The 16551-nt window shown below is 61.8% G+C and carries 14 protein-coding genes; 5 read left to right on the top strand and 9 right to left on the bottom strand.

What is annotated here, in order from left to right; all coding sequences use genetic code 11:
* The first annotated feature begins 99 nt into the window (after positions 1–99).
* The 5 genes from BLQ01_RS17385 to BLQ01_RS17365 are packed head-to-tail and all read left to right on the top strand — an operon-like array spanning position 100 to position 4834.
* Positions 100–1404: an L-fuconate dehydratase gene (locus BLQ01_RS17385; protein WP_091553133.1), complete on the top strand. Its 1305-nt coding sequence runs from the start codon at positions 100–102 to the stop codon at positions 1402–1404.
* The gene (locus BLQ01_RS17380; protein WP_091553131.1) at positions 1401–2708 is read left to right on the top strand and encodes an alpha-L-fucosidase; all 1308 of its coding nucleotides are present in this window, start codon (positions 1401–1403) and stop codon (positions 2706–2708) included. Before BLQ01_RS17385 ends, BLQ01_RS17380 begins: the two co-directional genes overlap by 4 nt.
* On the top strand, positions 2701–3015 hold the full coding sequence (locus BLQ01_RS17375) for an L-rhamnose mutarotase (RefSeq protein WP_091553128.1): 315 nt from the start codon (positions 2701–2703) through the stop codon (positions 3013–3015). Before BLQ01_RS17380 ends, BLQ01_RS17375 begins: the two co-directional genes overlap by 8 nt.
* The gene (locus tag BLQ01_RS17370) at positions 3000–3968 is read left to right on the top strand and encodes an aldo/keto reductase (protein ID WP_091553126.1); all 969 of its coding nucleotides are present in this window, start codon (positions 3000–3002) and stop codon (positions 3966–3968) included. Before BLQ01_RS17375 ends, BLQ01_RS17370 begins: the two co-directional genes overlap by 16 nt.
* On the top strand, positions 3965–4834 hold the full coding sequence (locus tag BLQ01_RS17365; RefSeq protein ID WP_091553123.1) for an amidohydrolase family protein: 870 nt from the start codon (positions 3965–3967) through the stop codon (positions 4832–4834). Before BLQ01_RS17370 ends, BLQ01_RS17365 begins: the two co-directional genes overlap by 4 nt.
* Here the strand turns inward: BLQ01_RS17365 and BLQ01_RS17360 are convergent.
* The 9 genes from BLQ01_RS17360 to BLQ01_RS17320 form a co-directional block, all read right to left on the bottom strand.
* Entirely contained in the window at positions 4831–5502 is a 672-nt protein-coding gene (locus BLQ01_RS17360; protein WP_026542679.1) for a FadR/GntR family transcriptional regulator, read from the bottom strand. The two genes, BLQ01_RS17365 and BLQ01_RS17360, sit on opposite strands and share 4 nt — an antisense overlap.
* A 201-nt stretch (positions 5503–5703) precedes the next feature.
* Positions 5704–7212 (bottom strand): amino acid permease, encoded by a 1509-nt coding sequence (locus BLQ01_RS17355; RefSeq protein ID WP_026542680.1) that lies wholly within the window; start codon positions 7210–7212, stop codon positions 5704–5706.
* A 146-nt stretch (positions 7213–7358) separates the two neighbouring features.
* Complete coding sequence (gene aspA, locus BLQ01_RS17350) at positions 7359–8774, bottom strand: aspartate ammonia-lyase (RefSeq protein ID WP_091553122.1); 1416 nt, start codon at positions 8772–8774, stop codon at positions 7359–7361.
* 13 nt (positions 8775–8787) lie between these two features.
* Entirely contained in the window at positions 8788–9813 is a 1026-nt protein-coding gene (locus BLQ01_RS17345; protein WP_026542682.1) for an asparaginase, read from the bottom strand.
* A complete protein-coding gene (locus BLQ01_RS17340; protein WP_091553119.1) occupies positions 9810–10529 on the bottom strand; it encodes a FadR/GntR family transcriptional regulator in 720 nt (239 codons plus the stop codon). Before BLQ01_RS17340 ends, BLQ01_RS17345 begins: the two co-directional genes overlap by 4 nt.
* 82 nt (positions 10530–10611) lie before the next feature.
* Positions 10612–11469, bottom strand: coding sequence for a GIY-YIG nuclease family protein (locus tag BLQ01_RS17335; RefSeq protein WP_091553400.1), 858 nt, complete (start codon positions 11467–11469; stop codon positions 10612–10614).
* A gap of 98 nt (positions 11470–11567) precedes the next feature.
* Positions 11568–14966, bottom strand: a complete 3399-nt coding sequence (locus BLQ01_RS17330; protein ID WP_091553117.1) for a DEAD/DEAH box helicase family protein — start codon at positions 14964–14966, stop codon at positions 11568–11570.
* Between the two features lie 70 nt (positions 14967–15036).
* Positions 15037–16329, bottom strand: coding sequence for a type II toxin-antitoxin system HipA family toxin (locus BLQ01_RS17325; protein ID WP_139183512.1), 1293 nt, complete (start codon positions 16327–16329; stop codon positions 15037–15039).
* Positions 16326–16550, bottom strand: a complete 225-nt coding sequence (locus BLQ01_RS17320; protein ID WP_091553112.1) for a helix-turn-helix domain-containing protein — start codon at positions 16548–16550, stop codon at positions 16326–16328. The genes BLQ01_RS17325 and BLQ01_RS17320 overlap by 4 nt, the downstream gene beginning before the upstream one ends.
* Position 16551: the final 1 nt, after the last annotated feature.

The raw sequence follows: 16551 nt of genomic DNA, 5'->3' as shown, positions 1-16551 counted from the left end.
TGGTGTTTTCCCCCATAATACGGAAATGTGACCCATTGACAAGGGAGACATCGGATGTTTAGGCTCGGTGAAGAATCGTGACGCACTTTCAGGAGCCGCATGAGCACCATTACCGCCGTGGATACGTTCGATATCCGCTTCCCCACATCCCTTGAGCTGGACGGCTCTGACGCCATGAATCCGGACCCTGATTACTCCGCGGCCTATCTGATCATTGGCACGGACGCAGAGGACGGGCATGAGGGCCACGGCTTCGTGTTCACCATTGGACGCGGCAACGAGGTCGAAACGGCGGCAATCAACGCCCTTCGGGATCACCTCCTCGGCGCTGATGTTGAGGATCTGCTCGCTGACATGGGCGCCACGTGGAAGCTGCTGGCCCACGATTCGCAGCTGCGTTGGCTGGGGCCGGAGAAGGGTGTGATGCACATGGCGATCGGCGCCGTGGTCAATGCCCTCTGGGATCTGAAGGCCAAACGTGCCGGGCTGCCCCTCTGGGAGTTACTCGCCGGAATGAGCCCGGAGGAGCTCGTGGCACTGGTGGACTTCCGCTACCTCACCGACGCCCTCACCCCAGGGGAAGCGCTGGACATTCTTCGCGCCGCCGAACCCGGAAGGGAAGCGCGGAAGGCGGCACTTCGGGCCGAGGGTTACCCTGCGTACACCACGACGCCGGGCTGGCTGGGATACAGCGACGCGAAACTGACGCGGCTGGCCAAGGAAGCTGTGGCCGACGGTTTCACCCAGATCAAGTTGAAGGTGGGGGCCTCCCTGGATGACGACGTCCGCCGCGTCAAGGCTGCCCGCGCAGCCGTTGGCCCGGATATCAAGATCGCAGTGGACGCCAACCAACGCTGGGATGTCCAGGAAGCCATCGACTGGATGGCCCACTTGGCCCCCTATGACATTGCCTGGATCGAGGAGCCCACCAGCCCGGACGACATCCTGGGCCACGCCGCCATCGCCCGCGGGGTAGCCCCGATTCCCGTGGCCACCGGAGAGCACGTCCAGAACCGGGTGGTATTCAAGCAGATGTTGCAGGCAGGGTCCCTCCAGGTCCTGCAGATCGACGCCGCCCGCGTAGCAGGAGTCAACGAGAACATCGCCATCCTCCTGCTCGCCGCAAAATTCGGGGTCAGGGTGTGTCCGCACGCCGGGGGTGTTGGACTGTGCGAGGCTGTGCAGCACCTGTCGATGTTCGACTTCGTTGCGCTGTCCGGCAGCAAGGAAGGCAGGACCATCGAGTTCGTGGACCACCTCCATGAACACTTCCTCACACCCGTGGACGTCCACGACGGCGCCTACTGGCCGCCGTCGAGCCCTGGCGCCGGAAACGAAATGCTCCGTGAAACACTGGCCGCGTACAGCTTTCCGAACGGCCCCGTATGGAAGGAATCCCGTTGATCCAGCACGCACCCTGGTTCGAGGAGGCACGCTTTGGCATGTTCGTGCATTGGGGCATCTATGCCCTGCCGGCACGCCACGAGTGGGTGATGAACAAGGAGGAAACAACGGTGGAGGAGTACGCCAAGTACTTCCGCCGTTTTGATCCGGACCTCTACGACCCCCGGGAATGGGCCCGGGCTGCACGTAACGCCGGGATGAAATACGTGGTCCTCACCACCAAGCACCACGACGGCTTCTGCCTGTGGGATTCCGCCCTGACGGACTACAAAGCCACCAATACGCCCGCGGGCCGGGATTTGATCGCCCCTTATGTGGAGGCACTCCGGGACGAAGGGCTCAAGGTTGGTTTCTACCACTCCCTCATCGACTGGCACCACCCCGACTTCACTGTGGACGGGGTGCATCCCCAACGGAACGCGGCCGACGTCGAAAGCTTGAATGCAGGCAGGGATATGGACCGCTACCGCGAGTACCTGCATGGCCAGGTGCGCGAGCTCCTGAGTAACTACGGCACCATCGACTACCTGTTCTTCGACTTCTCCTACACAGGCGGACACCACGAAGAATATTGGGGTGGGAAAGGACGGAAAGACTGGGACTCCGAGGCCCTGCTTGCCATGGTGCGGGAACTCCAACCCACCATTGTGGTCAACGACCGGTTGGAAATCCCCGGAGACCTCGTCACGCCCGAGCAGTACCAGCCCGCCGGCCCCATGATGGTCGACGGCGAACCCGTCACCTGGGAGGCCTGCCAGACGTTGAACGGCAGCTGGGGCTATGACAGGGACAACCTGAACTACAAGCCCGTTGACCTGCTGATCCGCATGCTGGTGGATGGTGTCTCCAAGGGCGGCAACCTGTTGCTCAACGTAGGCCCCACTGGGAGGGGGAACCTGGACCCGAGGGCGCTGGATTCGCTGGAGGGCATTGGCGAATGGATGAAGCTGCACTCGCGCGCCATCGACGGTGCCGGTGCCTCGACCTTCACAGCGCCAACGGACACCCGCTACACGCAGCGCGGCGACAGGCTGTACGTCCACCTCTTTGCCTGGCCGTTCGAATACGTCCACCTGCCCGGCCTCGCCGGCAAGGTGGAATATGCCCAGCTGCTCAATGACGCCTCGGAGGTGTTCCTGCGGGAACTGGACCCCGCGCAGCAGGCCATGAACATGACACCCGGCGGCCAGCCGCTCGGGACGCTGACCATCAAGCTGCCCGTCCAAAAACCCGACGTCGCCGTGCCCGTGCTGGAACTGTTCCTCAAGCCATCTGCCGGTGGGGCAGAGGCCGTCCATGGCTGAAAGCATTGCCCTTCACACCAAGCTCAAGCCGGGAACTGAAGCGGAGTACGCCGACGCACACGCGCACATCCCGCCCGAGCTGGTGGCGGCCCTCAAAGAAGCCGGTGTGACGAACTGGCGGATCTGGCGCAGCGGACTCGATCTCTTCCATGTGGTGGATGTAGAAAACTACCAAGCCATGCGGCATGCGCTCGCCGAGCACCCCGCCAACGTGCCGTGGCAGGCCCGGATGGCTGAACTTTTGGAGGTCCAGGACGATTACTCAGGGGAGGATGCGGGTATCCAGAAGGTATGGGAGCTGCCATGAACTCACTTGACCCCCGCACACCGCCGTTGAGCCTCGGCAGGCTTGGCTTCGGCGGAGCAGGCATAGGAAACCTGTACCGGGCCATCCCGGACGGGCAAGCGCTCGCCACGGTTCTCGCCGCATGGGATGCCGGCATCCGCTACTTCGACACCGCGCCGCACTATGGGCTGGGACTTTCCGAACAAAGGCTTGGCGCGGTCCTCCGGGATAAGCCGCGGGATGAATTTGTCATCTCCACCAAAGTGGGCCGTGTGTTGGAACCGGACTCCGGCGGCGGCCAGGACCCCGAGGGCTTCGACGTTCCGGCTACCAGCCGACGGGTATGGGACTTCTCCGAGGGCGGCATCCGGCGCAGCATCGAGGACTCCCTGGAACGGCTGGGCCTGGACCACGTTGACATCGCCTACCTGCACGACCCCGATGTCCACGATCTCCAAGCCGGCATCTCCGAAGCCTTGCCTGTGCTCGAAAAGCTGCGGGCCGAAGGGCTGGTCAAGGCCATAGGTGTGGGCATCAACTCCGCCGAAGCGGCCCTGGAATGCGTCGAAGCTGCCGATCTGGACCTCGTGATGCTGGCAGGCCGCTACACCTTGCTTGAGCAGCCCGACGTTCCGCTGCTTGACCGCTGCCTGGAGCGAAGCACCGGCGTCGTCAGCGTTGGCGCCTACAACTCCGGCCTCCTGGCCCGGCCCGACGTCCCCGAAGACGCCCACTACAACTACGATCAGGCGCCGCCGGAGGTGCTGGAGCGGGCGCGGGCGCTCGCGGCCCTCTGCCGCGACTTCGGTGTGGAACTTCCGACGGCGGCCCTCCAGTTTCCGCTGCGGCATCCCGCCGTGGTGAACGTGACAGCCGGTGCCACCTCCCCTGAACAGGTGGCCACCAACGCAGCACGCATGGAGGCGCCCGTGCCCGGGGAGCTCTGGGCAGCCTTGGAGGAACGCCGGGCGTGATTGACTCGCACCTGCACGTGTGGACCCTGGACACCTTTGTTACCGGGGGAGTGCGCCCCTATGGATGGCTGGGGCCGCAGCACGGTGCGCTCTTCCGGAGTTTCGGCGAAGACGAGGCGCGTGAGAGGTTGGAGGCAGCCGGGGTCCGGGGAGCGGTGCTGGTCCAGGCCGACGATACCGTTGCCGACACCGAGAGTATGTTGGCTGTGGCCTCGCGGAATCCCTGGGTTCTTGGCGTGGTGGGCTGGATCCGCCTGGACGCGCCTTCCGAAGCCGCAGCGCAGTTGCACCGCTTCACGGCCCACCCGGTTTTCAAGGGAGTGCGGCACCTGATCCACGATGATCCCCGAAGCGACTTCCTGGATCTTCCGAATGTTCGGGAGTCCCTGGCATTGCTGGCCCGGCGGGGGCTTACCTTCGACATTCCCGATGCCTTCCCACGGCATCTGGGTTCTGCGGTTCGCCTGGCCCGTGAGATGCCGGAATTGACGGTTGTGCTGGATCACTTGGGGAAGCCGCCGCTGGCTGATCCTGGGCTTATGGAGTCCTGGAGCGCCGATTTCCGGGCGCTGGGGCGGGAACCGAATTCGGTGGCCAAACTTTCCGGGCTGCATTTGCCGGGCGTTGAGTACACGGCGGATGCGTTGCGCCCGCTCTTCGAATCAGCGTTGGAGGTTTTCGGGCCCCAGCGTTTGATGATCGGCTGCGACTGGCCGGTCAGCATCCTCGGGGCTCCTTATGGCAGGACGCTGGAGGTGTTGCTGGAGCTGGTGTCTTCGCTGAGCCCGGCGGAGCAGGATGCCGTGCTGGAAGGGACTGCCATTCGAACCTACGGCTTGGCAGCAACGCCTTTGGCCGATGGTTAGAGGGCCTGCCGCAGCCAGTTCTCCACGCCGCTGATGTGTACCGTCACCAGTGCCCGGACCAGCTCAGCATCTCCCCGTTCCAAGGCGTCCGCAATTGCGTGGTGCTCGGCCAGTGTATGCGCCACGGCCTTTTCCTGTGTCAGCCCGCGCCAGATCCGTGCCCGGACCGTGCTGCTGGAAAGGGCCTCCAGGAGGCTTCCGAGGTAGTCGTTTCCGGCGGCTTCGGTGATGATGCTGTGGAACTCCAGGTCATGGGCGACGAGTTCCTCGACTTCGGTGTTCTCGTCGATGCCGTCCATGGTGCTTCGCAGGGCCAGGAGCTCGCCGGGGGTGATTTTTCCCGCCGCCAAATGTGCCGTGGCCGGTTCCAGGATTCGTCGGACCTCAAAGAGTTCCAGGATGGACCGGTCCTGGTGCAGGTCCACCACGAATGCCACGGCTTCATTGAGCAGCTTCGCGTCGAGGCTTGTCACGTAGGTGCCGTCGCCGCGGCGCACGTCCAGCACGCGGATCAGTTCGAGCGCCTTCACCGCCTCGCGCAGGGAACTCCGCGACAGGCCGAGCCGCTCGCTCAGTTCCTTCTCCGGCGGAAGACGATCGCCGGCTTTGAGTTCTCCGCGGATCAGCATGTCTTTGATCTTGCTGATCGCCTCGTCTGTGACAGCCATGGACCAATAGTAGCCACGAATGATCCGATGTCTGCCTCCGCCGCGACCCCACCCACCTGAGCCGCAGTTGAGGCGGTTTTCAGCGCTGGGAACTACGTCATCTGGTACTGGGTTGGGGTCGTTAACGCACGACGGCGGCACCTGGGTTCCGATTGTTACGGAACCGGCGGTGCCGCCGTCGTGCGCTGTCTGGTACGGCTGTTACTTGTCGCCGCCGGGAAGCGGGCGGTTGGCGATGACCGGCGCGCTGCCGGTGTAGCCGTCGCGGGTGGCTGCAAGCTCATGGATCTGCTTGCGGCACAGGAACCAACCCCAGACCATGAGCCCGCAGGCGATGGCGGTGACCAGCATGGTCAGCGGGGATTCAATGAACACCATAATCAGCACGCCGAGCAGGAAGACCAAGGACAGCCAACCTGTGTACGGAGCACCGAACAACCGGAAGGAGGGGCGTTTCACCCAGCCCTTGTCCGACCAGCGCTTCAGCTGCATCTGGCAGAGGACGATGGTGGCCCAGGTGACGATGATGCCCACGGATGCGACGTTGAGGACGATTTCGAAGGCGTCGGACGGGACCAGGTAGTTCAGCGGAACACCGAGCAGGGAAACGCCGGCGGTGATGGCGATGCCACCGTAAGGGACACCTGCCTTGTTCATGCGCTGGGCGAACTTGGGGGCAGAACCGGCTACGGACATGGAGCGGAGGATACGGCCGGTGGAGTAGAGGCCGGCGTTCAGTGACGACAACGCTGCGGTCAGCACCACGAGGTTCATGATCACATCCACGCCCTCCACGCCAATGGAACCGAAGAACGTCACGAACGGGCTGACGCCCTTCTCGTAAGAGGTGTAGGGGAGCAGCAGTGCCAGCAGGATGACCGAGCCAACGTAGAAGACGGCGATGCGGAAGACCACGGAGTTGATGGCCTTGGGCATGATCTTTTCCGGGTTGGCGGTTTCACCGGCAGCGGTACCCACGAGCTCGATCGAGGCGTAAGCGAAGAGCACGCCCTGCATCAGGATGATCATGGGCAGGATGCCGTTCGGGAAGATGCCGCCGTTATCGGAGATGAGGCTGAAGCCGACTTCCTGGCCTTCCACCGGGGTGCCGAAGATGACGAAGTAGGTGCCCACAAGGAGGAACGCCACCAGTGCGGCCACCTTGATCAAAGCAAACCAGAACTCCATTTCGCCGAAGACCTTCACGGAAACCAGGTTCAGGCAGAGGACCACTACCAGGGCAATGAGCGCCCAGGCCCACTGCGGAACGGCGCCCATCCAAGCGATGTACTTGCCGAAGAAGTTCATGTACAGGGCCACTGCGGTGATATCGACAATGGTGGTGGTGGCCCAGTTGATCCAGTAGAACCAGCCGGAAATGAAGGCAGCCTTCTCGCCGTAGAACTCACGGGCGTAGGAGACGAACGATCCCGACGAGGGGCGGTGCAGCACCAGTTCGCCCAGTGCGCGGAGGATCAGGAAAGCGAAGAAGCCACAGACGGCGTAGGCGATGACGAGCGACGGACCGGCCGCGTTCAGCCGGCCACCGGCGCCCAGGAACAGGCCGGTACCGATTGCGCCGCCGATCGCGATCATCTGGATCTGGCGGGGCTTGAGGTCCTTGTGGTAGCCGGAGTCCTCTTTGTGGAGGGCTTTCTCGCTGGCGTGCGACTGGGCCGGGACCGTGTGGTCCGTGATGGGGTTGGTCATTGGAATCCTTAGGAGTGTCCTGTTGGGGGGTGTCCTTGGCGTGTCCGGCTCGGGGGATCCGGGCACACGGAACAGCGCCTCGTGGGGGTATGCCTCATCGGGCGGAACGGCTGACTGTAGCCGTTGGCTTACTGGCCAGTTTCGGCCTATTTGCTCAGATTTGCCAGACGTTCAGGGCTGAGCAGTTCCTCAAGCTGGGCGGCGGTCAAGAGACCATGTTCCAGCACGAGTTCTGCCACACCCTTGCCTGTTGCCAGCGCCTCCTGGGCGATAGCGGTGGCGGAGGCGTAACCGATATGGGGGTTCAATGCCGTGACAAGACCGATCGACTGCTCCACGGTAAGCCGTAGCCGTTCGGTGTTTGCGGTAATGCCCCGGACGCAGCGTGCCGTAAGGGTGCGGCACGCTGCTTCCAGGTGGGAGATGCTCTTGTGCAGGCTGTGCACAATGATCGGTTCGAAGGCGTTCAGCTGAAGCTGGCCCGCCTCCGCGGCCATGGTGACGGTGACATCGTTGCCGATGACTTCGTAGGCCACCTGGCTGACCACTTCCGGGATCACCGGATTGATCTTTCCGGGCATGATCGACGAACCGGACTGAACGGCCGGAAGGTTGATCTCGCCCAAACCCGCACGCGGTCCGGAGGACAGCAGGCGGAGGTCGTTGCAAATCTTGGAAAGCTTCACTGCCACGCGCTTCAGGACGCCGGACAGGTGCACGAAGGCGCCAACATCCTGGGTGGCCTCAATGAGGTCCGCGGCAGTGAGCAAGGGAAGGCCGGTGATCTCTGCCAAATGGCGGCAGGCGGCTTCGGCGTATCCGGCCGGGGCATTCAGTCCCGTGCCGATGGCTGTCGCGCCGAGGTTGATCTCGTGGATCAGCATGTGGGACTCGTCCAGGCGTGCCCGGTCCTCGCCAATGGTCACGGCGTAGCCGCCGAACTCCTGGCCCAAGGTCATCGGAACAGCGTCCTGGAGCTGGGTGCGTCCCATCTTCACGACGGTCCGGAACTCCCGGCCCTTCTCGGCAAAGGCCAGCTCGAGTTCCTCGAGGGCTTCAAGGAGTTCCTTTACGGAGAAGATCGTGGCGAGATTGACGGCGGTCGGGTAGACGTCGTTGGTGGACTGGCTCAGGTTCACGTGGTCATTGGGGTGCAACTTGGAGTAATCGCCCTTGGGGTGGCCAAGGATCTCCAGGGCGCGGTTGGCGATGACCTCGTTGGCGTTCATGTTGGAACTGGTTCCCGCGCCGCCCTGGATGACATCCACCATGAACTGCTCGTGGAGCATGCCGTCCATGACGTCCTGGCAAGCCTGCACAATGGCATCCGCCTTTTCGGCGTCAAGCAGGCCAAGCTCATGGTTGGTGCGGGCCGCAGCCTGCTTCACCGCGGCCAGGCCCCTGACCAGGTGCTTGTTGGTGGAGAGAGGCTGCCCTGTGATGGGGAAGTTCTCAATGGCACGGAGGGTATGGACGCCCCAGTAGGCATCCGCAGGTACATCGCGGTCGCCCAGAAGGTCGTGTTCGGAACGGAGGGGGATCGCCTGATCGACGGTGGTCATAGCTGTCCTTGGTTTAGTTGCTGAAAATGTGGGCTGCGCGGATCTCGCCGACCGGAAGGCCGCCGCCCAGCACAGGTGGGCTCTGAAGCGTGTCCAAGCTGCCGCCGTCGACGCCCAACCGGCGAAGGACCTCAACGGTGACGGGCATGCGGGCGCGATCGCCGCCGTCGGAAATCTTGACGGCCACACCGGTGCCGTCCGGGAGGCCCACCAGCTGGAGGCCTTCAAAGCCGTCCTTCGCGAGCAGGCCGGGAACGGCGCGCATGAGGGCGGTGACGTCGCGGCCCTCGCCGGCCACCATCTCCGGGAAGCGGCGCATGGCGTGGGCAACCTTGCCTTCGTTGGTGTTTTCGTCCGCGGCGGCGATGCGGCCATAGGCGCGGGCCATGCCATGCAGGGAGTGAGCGAAGAGCGGTGTCCCGCAGCCGTCCGTGCTGACCGCAGCGGCTTCCTCACCGGTAAGTTCCGTGATGGTTTCCCGCACCAGGACCTGCAACGGGTGCTCGGGGTGCAAGTATCCCTCCACAGGCCAGCCGTTGATGACGCAGACGGCCGTCATGGAAGCGTGCTTGCCGGAGCAATTCTGCGCAATCTGCGTGGGGCCGTTGCCGGCGCGGAGCCATTCTTCGCGTTCAGCCACGCCGTAAGGGAGGTCCGTGCTGTTGCCCAGGTTTGATTCGTTGAGGCCATGCAGCTTCAGGATTTCCTCAGCGCCGCTGCGGTGCATCTGCGCGCCGGAGTGGCTGGCCGCGGTGAGTGCCAGGAGATTTTGCGGGATATCCAGGCCGGCCTTGAGCAGGGCTACAGCCTGCAACGGCTTCAGGCTCGACCGCGGGTACATCGGGGCGTCCGGTTCGCCGGCTTCAAGCGCCGTGCTGTTATCTGCGGTGAGCGCGATCAGCGATCCGTAGTGGATGCTCTCCACCAGGCCGTCGCGGGTCAGTTCGACGAGGGGGACGTGGTGGGGCGTCTTTGCCGCCAGTTCCGGCTGGCTGGCGGTTGTTGCGGGGGCGGGCATGGTGTCCTTTGAGTGGGTCATTTGCTGAGGATCCTGTCCAGTGCAACGCTGACGGCCTGCAGGTGGGCGGCCATCGCATTGCTTGCGGCTTCGGAGTCGCCGGCCTCGATCGCGTTGAGTACGGCCACGTGTTCTTCGTCGGAGCGGTGTTGCCGGTCAGCGACGAGGTTAAGGGTTTCGGACTGGTGCGCCAGGGCCTCGCGGATGTCCGAAACGACGCTGGCGAATACCCGGTTTCCGCTGGCGCGGGCCACTGCGGAGTGGAAGCTCGCGTCCAGGTTCACCCAGGCTTCGGGATCGGTCTCGTTGAGCATTTCCTGAACGATGTCCTTGAGGTGCTCAAGTTCCTCGTCCGTCCTTCTTTGCGCGGCGAGCCCGGCTGCGGGGATTTCGATATGGGGACGTGCTTCGTTGAGGTCGCGTGCACTGTACTGACCCAAGGTAAGGTCATTAGCAACCTTGTTGGCCACAATGAACGTGCCCTTGCCCGTTTTGGTCACTGTGAGGCCCAAGGTGTTGCAGGATCGCAGTGCTTCCCGGATGACCGAGCGGCTCACGCCGTACTGGCCCGCGAGCGTAGCTTCCGAGCTCAGCTTGGTGCCGATATCGAACTGCCCGCCCTCGATGGCTCGCCGGAGTGCCGCGAAGACCGCTTCCGCTGCGGAAATGCGCGAGATGGGCATATGCCCACCCTGGGGATCTTGCTGTCCGGCTGTCCGGCTGTCTGACAGGTTCACGCTTCGAATATGGCACGGGTCACAAGGGGCTGTCAACGCTGAAAGGCTTGCTTCAGGGTTTGAACGTTCCCGTGCAGCGGTGCTAGTTCCTGTTGAGGCCGAATTTCCGGGTCATGAGGGCAGCTTTGTAGTGGGATTCCGCAGCATTGACCTCGAATGAGGGAGTACTCGGTCCGAAGACCCGGAGAAGACTGAAAACAAAATGACGTGCATGGTCCGTTCGCACGCTCTGGTTCCCGGCGCCGACACTTTCGTAGGCGAGTTCCCTGAGTGCCACATTGCCACCGTGGCCGTCACGGGCATATGTCTGCCAACGACCCAAAATTCGCTCTGAACCATCTGCCTTGCCGACGTACTGTTTGCCGTTACTCGAATCAGTGATCAAGTAGATGCCCTGAACTTCAGAAAGCGCGGCCTGCCAGTCCGCGTAGCGCCGGTCCTCCACCATTTCCTGCAGGAGGTGGTAACTCAGCAGGACGCCGTCAAAGCCTGGGAAAGGAACTTTGTCACGGTCTGCTATCTCCACCACCTGCATTCGGGCAGTGCTGGCCGAACTGCCGCTGCGGTGCCAACTGCGCGGATTGTCCCAGTCGATGACGAGGCGATCCCGGAGCGGAGACAGGAAGTCACTCACCGTGAGCTCGAAGTATCGGCATGACGCCGTACGCTCACCAGCGACCTCCCCGTGGTTTTCAAAAGTTCCCCAAAGCCTTGAGCGGTTTTTCCCATCCGCTATGAAGATGACCCAGAAGCGGGGAGGATCGGCCGGAAAACGACGTGGAGAGATGTCCTGTTCGCGGGTGTACCTGAGCACTTTGTCCAGCGTCAGGTCCTCCGGCCCACGAAGCGCCGTCCCGTCATTCGGCCTGAAAGAATGACGTATTACGTGGACATCGCTGAGGGAAACCGGCTGTTCCTGCTCAGCACCGACACCGGCCAAGACGTGGGCAAGTGTAAGTGAAAGGATCGTGTTCGGTTGGGATGCAGAAACCGCCGGTGCCCCTCCTGAGCCTATGAAATCCAGCGCCAGCTCCATGCTCAGCTCACCTTTGCGTGGTTCTCTATGGAGCGGAGGATGCTGACCAGCTGCCCGATCTTGTCATCACCGAACAGCGCATCCGGGCCGGACGGAGCCAGCTCGTTATATGGGGAGTGGAACAAGGCTTTAGGGCTGACCTTTCCATTTTCCATCAGGTGATTGGTCAGAACCTTAAGGAAGTTGAGCTGCTGGGCCGTGAGCGTAGTACCAGCCACAAACTCTGACAAGGCTTCCTCGACGGCTTCGCGGTCCAAACCAATCAAGGAACGGACAAAGAGACCGAGCCCATCATTGGCGGCACGGTTCAAGTCTTCGAGTGAACCCAGCCCGCTTTCGAGGAGAATGCGTTCAAGCTCGGCCAGGTCCAAGGCCGTGAGTTGTTTGTTACGTCGGAGCCGTTGGATGGTTGCGTGCTCCTCGTATTGCGCCAAGTACGAGCGCATCTTCTCTTTGTAACGAGGAAGGTCCACGAAGCCATTTGTTGCCCCCACCAGTTCGACTTCTTCAAGCACGCCGAGCTCGTCCTGGAAATTCGTGTAGACCACCTTGCGTTTCCGCTTCTCGATGAGATGGACCAAGCCCCGTAGCCGGCGTCGGATGTCTTCCAGCCATTCCAATGAAACGGATTCCCATTCCTCGTCGTGGAGGATGGTATCCAACAATGGCAATTGGGCGGCGATGGCCGGGATGCTCTGTTGGTCCTGCAGTGCGGACGCGATTGCCTGGATCTTTATCCGGAACGGTCCGACCGCCGATCCTTGCAGCGATGCCAACTCTGTTTGGAGCATGAGGTAGTCGAAGCGCTTGGCCTCTTCCGTGTCAGTGGGCGCACCGATGGAAGCGAGCCTGGCGATCTCTGTTTGCAAAGCTTGGTAGTCCTCCGCAGCCAAGGATTTCCACGTAGCTTCCTCGGTGAACCGGTCCACCCATTTGCGAGCCGGCTTAACGAGGAAGTTGTCGAGCGGAAGCCGGTCAACTGTGTGCTTCAGGGTTTGCCGGAGATCGGCAACGACAGGCGCTTGAGGATCCCATTGGAGGTCGGTGAAAGTCCGCAGGAGCTGCACGCGCGCCGCAAAAGTGGTCTCTGCGAGTGACTTGCCCAAGGACCCCTCGTTGCTGGGCATACCTGCATTGAAAAACTCGGCATTGCGGCAGAGGTCGAAGATGAAGAAGTCGTTTTTGTCCTCACCCGGCCCGTACAGTTCCGGGCGAAGACGGGTACCGCGTCCCACCATCTGCCAGAACTTGGTCTTGGACCTGACCATTTTGAAGAAGACCAGATTGACGACATCCGGCACGTCCACGCCGGTGTCCAGCATGTCCACCGAGATGGCGATATGTGGGTCGCTCTCGGTAGTCGAAAACTGGTCAATGAGATTCTGGGCGTAGTTCACTTGATATGTGATCACGCGAGCGAACTGGCCTTTGTAGGCCGGGTAATTCTTGTCGAAGCGTTCGGCGATGTACTCGGCATGCCGGTTGTTCTTTGCGAAGATGATGGTTTTACCCAGTCTGTCCCCGCCGGCAACCTTGTGGCCACGCGTCATGAGGACTTCCAAGGCCTTGTCCACTGTGTCTGCGTTGAAGAGCCAGGTGTTGATCGCGGTGGCGTCCACGGAATCCGGGATTTCGCCGTCTTCATCCCACTCGAGCTCGTCCCACTCTTCTTTGGCAGCTTCAGAAAGGTCCTCGTACGAGATGCCTTGGTCGGGAAACTTCAGCGGAACCGGCACGACCCGCGGCGGAACGAGATATCCGGCCTCGATGGCCTCACTGAGCTCATAGGCGAACGTGGGAACGTTGTCCTCGATGCCGAAAAGGCTGTAGGTGTTACGGTCTACCTCTGATTGTGGCGTGGCCGTCAGCCCGATGAGGAATGAATCAAAGTACTGGAAGATGGCCCGGTACTTCTGGTAGACCGACCGGTGGGCTTCGTCGACGATGATGAGGTCATAGTGGCCAATGCCAAAGGTCCGCTGGCCCAGTTTTCCCTCAGTCCTGTTGATGAGGTTCAACATGGTCGGATACGTAGCCAGATGGATGCGGCTGTCCGCCTCTTCGCCCGAGCCCAGGATGACAGGGCTTGAGCCCGGCAGGTGGGACTTGAATGCATTGGCCGCTTGCTTGACCAAGGCAACGCGGTCGGCCAGGAACAGAACGCGCTTGGCCCAGTTGGCTTCCTGCAGGAGCTTTGCGAGTGCGACGACGGTACGCGTCTTGCCCGTGCCGGTCGCCATGACTACAAGCGCCTTGCGTTCGAAGTCCTTCTCGTAGGCTTCCGTGACGGCCCGAATGGCGTTGTGCTGGTAGGGGCGTTCGACGATTGAGTTGTCGATTGCCTCTTCAGCCAGTGGCTTTCGGCTCTGCCTGCGGTTGACGAGCAGTTGCAGTTGATCGCGCGTGTGGAAACCCTGCAGCGCGCGCTCCGGGTACATGGTGTCGTCCCAAATCCACGTCTCGTAACCGGAGGTGTAGTAGATGATGGGGCGCCGACCGTATCGACGTTCCAGGCAGTCGGCGTACAGCTTGGCTTGTTGCTTCCCTACGTGGGGATCCTTGGTGGTCCGCTTCGCTTCGACCACTGCGAGAGGCAGTCCGTCAGCGCCCCACAACACGTAGTCCGCGTAGCCGACACCGCTGAGCGTGCCGCTTGCCGTGGGCATTGTGTCTACCTTGAACTCGCGGTCTTCTGTGTTGCTGAGCGGCCAGCCTGCCTCGTTCAGCTCAAGATCGATGAGGTGCCTGCGAGTCAGGGCCTCGTCATAGTCGTGGTGGTCGGGGACCGTCTGATTCTGCTTCTTCGCCTCGGCGACTTCGGCTTGCAGAATTTCCAGCTGCGCCTTGAGGTCCGCGGAGTCGGCAGCTGCCTGTGCAAGGGCCTCATTCTTCGCTTTGAGCTGGCTCTCGAGTGTCTGGAGTTCCTCGGGCGACTGTTGCTGGACCGCGGTTTTCGGCTTTGGTGTCAGGGCCGCGGCATCGAAAACCAGCGACGGCGGCAGCTGGTGACCGGTTTTGGCGTAGTTTCTCGCGAGCCAATAGCAAACGTGGTGCAGCTCGCGAAGCACGAGTTCGGCACCTTGAATGGTTGGGCCGACGGAGTTGTGGACCGCGTTGTTGCCGGCCTTGCGAATGATGGTGAGCTTGTTGGCAATAGGACCGCCCACAAGGTTCTTGAAGGTGGGCTCGTTCAGGAGGGCGTTGAGGTCATCCTTATAGGGGGTCGCCAACCCTGGCTCCACTTGGTACAGCCACTCGACAATGCGTTCGATGGTGTAGCGGGCGTAGAACACGGAAGCGCGGGGATCCACCCGGGCGAATTGTTCGGCCCGTCGTGCTTGCTGGGCCAACTCGGGCCACTCGCCCAGCATGAACCCAAAGTTGCTGGTAACTGCCCCCATGCAGCCGTCTCCGATCCGTTGTTCCGATGTCCTGGAAGTAGTCAATCATGAGACTGCGACTGTTTAAGTTTCATTTCAGATTGGTGGCCTCGACCAACGGCAGCAATCGTATTTTTGCGACGGTGTCATTGGCTATTTTCGGCAGGGATCCCAGTTGGGATTTCAGCTCTTCACTGGCAGCTTCGAATGCTTCTACGATGCCCCCACAATAGTGTTCAATTATTTCTCTGGCAGCTTCTGCGTCGACGCCGAATTGTGTGCTTGTTGATGCCAGCATCTGCTTGCTGATTTTCTGAAGCCTGTATTCGCCCTTCACACTCATGGCCAAGTCGATGTTCGACTCCCCATCCCAATACGGGGCGTAGGTGGCGAGGTCGTAGAGCGGGGACAACTGGGCCCTGCTGCCGTTAAGGAGCACGGAGTAGTTTTTCGCATGCGCGTCGGTACAACCCGCCACTGTGTTGAAAACGAGGGCCCGGTATAGTCCTTCTCCTGCTGCCCGGCGGTCTGGTTCAAAAGGAAGTGACCGGACAAGGGCGGCCATATCGCTTGCCCCCGGCCCGCCGTCACGGTGCTGGTACTTCCTGGCTGGAGAAACACTCAACGCCTGGCAGAAGTCTTCTTGATGGATGCGGCGCCAGGTTCCGTCCACTTCCTGCCGGTCATAGCGACGTGTCACAAAAACGTCCCAGTCACCGATGCGGCTGAGTTCGGAGTTGGCCACTTCGAGCCCTAGAAAAGCTGCAGCCCTCATGGTCATCTGCTCCACAACATCCAAGCGACTGAAGGTGCCAGCTGCCGGTTTGAGGATGTGCGTCGTGGGAGTAGCGTCTTGGGGTACCGCCCAAGAGCCGTTCGAAAGCTGGTGCAGCGCGATTTTCGGCTGCGCCCCGGCAAGGCTGAAACGTCCTGCCGAATCATCGTAGGGCGTTCCGTCGTTGTATTCAGTCACAACATGATCCAGCATCTCTGCCACGTCTGAGTCCGAAACCGGCTTCACAGTTGTTCTGGAGAGGGCACCATCTGAAGAACCGGTGCCGGGCGCCATGAATTGCAGCGCGCCCGCGACGTCGGCCCCGATATGTTCAAGGATTGCGAAGGGGTTCGAGGGGGACACCCTGAACCGTCGGGCGATAGTCTGGAGGGCACCTTCACTGTCGGGCAGGAGCCCTTGCAGAAAGGGGAGCACACTGCGTTTCTTGTGCAGAGTGGCTGCCAGCGGCATGGACAGCGAAAGCGGCGTCGCGTTCTGGACGGCCTGGTATTCCGGATCGTAGCGGAATGTCAGATTTCCCGACGGCGACTGTTCAACGCGGCCGCAGAGCGTCCCATCCATAAAGACATCAAGAGCGCGGGCATTCACCAACGTACCGCGCCCGTTTCGCTCTCGCGTATGGCGATCTCGAAACCGAGGGCTTGGAAAACGTCCATGAACTTCGACGTCTCCACCGACGCTTTACCGGATTCAAGATCGATGACAAAGGTGCGTGAGACGCTGGCTCGACGGGCCAATTCTGCCTGGGACCACGCTCGCTCTTCACGCAGCTCACGTACAAGGGGTGCAGCCTCGCGGACTGTGCGCACT

Origin of the sequence: Arthrobacter sp. UNCCL28 (assembly GCF_900102805.1) — a bacterium.
Taxonomy (GTDB): Bacteria; Actinomycetota; Actinomycetes; order Actinomycetales; family Micrococcaceae; genus Arthrobacter; species Arthrobacter nicotinovorans_A.
The sequence above is the reverse complement of the archived record's forward strand: the minus strand, read 5'-3'. Positions and strand labels throughout refer to the sequence as shown.

What these genes read in the sequence shown, in the direction of transcription:
- BLQ01_RS17385 (WP_091553133.1), top strand. Translation starts at nt 100, where the DNA reads ATGAGCACCATTACCGCCGTGGATACGTTCGATATCCGCTTCCCCACA.
- BLQ01_RS17375 (WP_091553128.1), top strand. Translation starts at nt 2,701, where the DNA reads ATGGCTGAAAGCATTGCCCTTCACACCAAGCTCAAGCCGGGAACTGAA.
- BLQ01_RS17370 (WP_091553126.1), top strand. Translation starts at nt 3,000, where the DNA reads ATGGGAGCTGCCATGAACTCACTTGACCCCCGCACACCGCCGTTGAGC.
- BLQ01_RS17360 (WP_026542679.1), bottom strand. Translation starts at nt 5,502, where the DNA reads ATGGCTGTCACAGACGAGGCGATCAGCAAGATCAAAGACATGCTGATC.
- BLQ01_RS17355 (WP_026542680.1), bottom strand. Translation starts at nt 7,212, where the DNA reads ATGACCAACCCCATCACGGACCACACGGTCCCGGCCCAGTCGCACGCC.
- aspA (WP_091553122.1), bottom strand. Translation starts at nt 8,774, where the DNA reads ATGACCACCGTCGATCAGGCGATCCCCCTCCGTTCCGAACACGACCTT.
- BLQ01_RS17345 (WP_026542682.1), bottom strand. Translation starts at nt 9,813, where the DNA reads ATGACCCACTCAAAGGACACCATGCCCGCCCCCGCAACAACCGCCAGC.
- BLQ01_RS17330 (WP_091553117.1), bottom strand. Translation starts at nt 14,966, where the DNA reads ATGGGGGCAGTTACCAGCAACTTTGGGTTCATGCTGGGCGAGTGGCCC.